The organism is Pseudomonas sp. CAU 1711 (assembly GCF_039888625.1).
Classification (GTDB): Bacteria; Pseudomonadota; Gammaproteobacteria; order Pseudomonadales; family Pseudomonadaceae; genus Aquipseudomonas.
Map to the genome: position 1 here is coordinate 1 of NZ_JBDQQT010000038.1, position 1,567 is coordinate 1,567.

General features: G+C 68.5%; 1 protein-coding gene. It reads right to left on the minus strand.

Annotated features, from left to right (window positions below; all coding sequences use genetic code 11):
- The coding region (locus tag AAFN46_RS20530) for a DUF6531 domain-containing protein (RefSeq protein ID WP_347810549.1) at positions 1 to 1,550 on the minus strand (1,550 nt) is incomplete at its 3' end.
- Between the last annotated feature and the right edge of the window lie 17 nt (positions 1,551 to 1,567).

A 1,567-nucleotide genomic window follows, 5' to 3' on the forward strand; every position in this document is an offset into this window, starting at 1 on the left:
TAGCGGGTGCTGCGCTGCAGGTTGCCACGGTAGTCGTAGACCAGCTCGGTCAGGCTGCTGCGGCTCAGATCGCGCGCCGCCGCCCAGGCGTTCAACTGCGCTTCGCTCGGGCCGGCCTCGGCCGTCAGCGCGCCGAGGTCATAGCGGGCATCGCCGTAGCTGCGCTCCTGGCTGCGCAGGCCCTGGCCGTTGTAGCGGTATTCGCTGACTTCACCCGTGGCCGACAGCGCGTAGCGCAGGCGCCCGCTGGCGTCATAGACGTAGCGCTGCACCTGGGCGCTGGCCGCCGGCGGCTCGTTCCAGTTGGCGCTGGCGGCGTTCCAGGTCGCCGGCTGGCTGTAGCGGATCTCGTTGAGCAGCTGGTTCTGCGCGTCATACACCCGGCGCAGGGTGTTGCCCAGGGCGTCGCGCTCCAGCACGCGGTTGCCGTTGCCGTCGTAACCGTAGGTGATGGCGTTGCCGCGGCCGTCGGTGACCTGGGTGAGGTTGCCGTCGGCATCGTAGGCGTAACGGGTCGACAGGCGCTGGCCCGCCACCGCCGGGGTGCGCACCTCGACCAGGCGCTCGGCCGCGTCGTAGAAGTAGCTCCACTGCTGGTTCAGGCCATTGCTGATGTCGGTACGGCGGTTAGCCAGGTCGTAACTGAAGGTGGTGGTGCCCGAAGCATCGGTGACGGTCTTGACCCGGTATTCGCCGTCCACCAGTTCGTAGGTGAAGCTCACCGTGGTGCCATCGCTCTGGCTCACGCTGGCAATGCGCAGGCTGGCGTCGTCGTAGGTGTAGCGGCTGGTGTAGACCCGGCCGTCGCTGATGCTGTTGTCCGCCGGGGTCAGGTCGGTGGTCACGCTGGCCAGGCGGCCCAAAGCATCGTAGCCGTAGTAGACCTGCCGGCTCAGCGCACCACCCTCGACCTGGCGGGTGTCCAGGCGCTCCAGGCGCCCGGCGGCGTTGTACACCAGCACCAGCTCCTGGCCCGAGGCGTCCTTGACGCTGCTCAGCCGGCCGGCGGCATCGTAGCCGTAGTCGATGCGCGTACCAAAGGCGTCGCTGACCTGCACCAGCCGGCCACTGGCCCCGGCATAGCGCTCCTCGCGGCGACTGCTGCCGTCGCGCCACACCCATTCGCTGCGCGCCGCGTCCCAGCTAAGGCTGTCATGGGCACCGTCGCCGTCGCTGGACTGGTAGGTGGCGCCGTTCCAGCGGTACAGGGTCTCGTGGCCATCGCCGGTGGTGCGCACCAGGCTGCTGCCAGGGGCATTCAGCTCGCCGTTGAGGGCCACCCGGCGCTCGCCGTCCCAGCGCCAGCCGTCGCCATCGGCGTCGCCGTAACTGCCCTGGGTGTTGTAGGTGCGGGTGTGCAGCAGGTCCAGCCCCACCCCCGACAGCTGACGGTCGTTGAACTGCAGCACCAGGTTGCCGTTGCTGGCATTGACCCAGGAGCGCCCACCCACCTGGCCAAAGCCACCCTGACCCAACACCCCCGCGCCACCCAAGGTGTTCAGCGAGGTGTTGAACAGACCCAGTCCATTGCCGGCAATCACCGCAACCATTTCCCTTCCCCCAATCA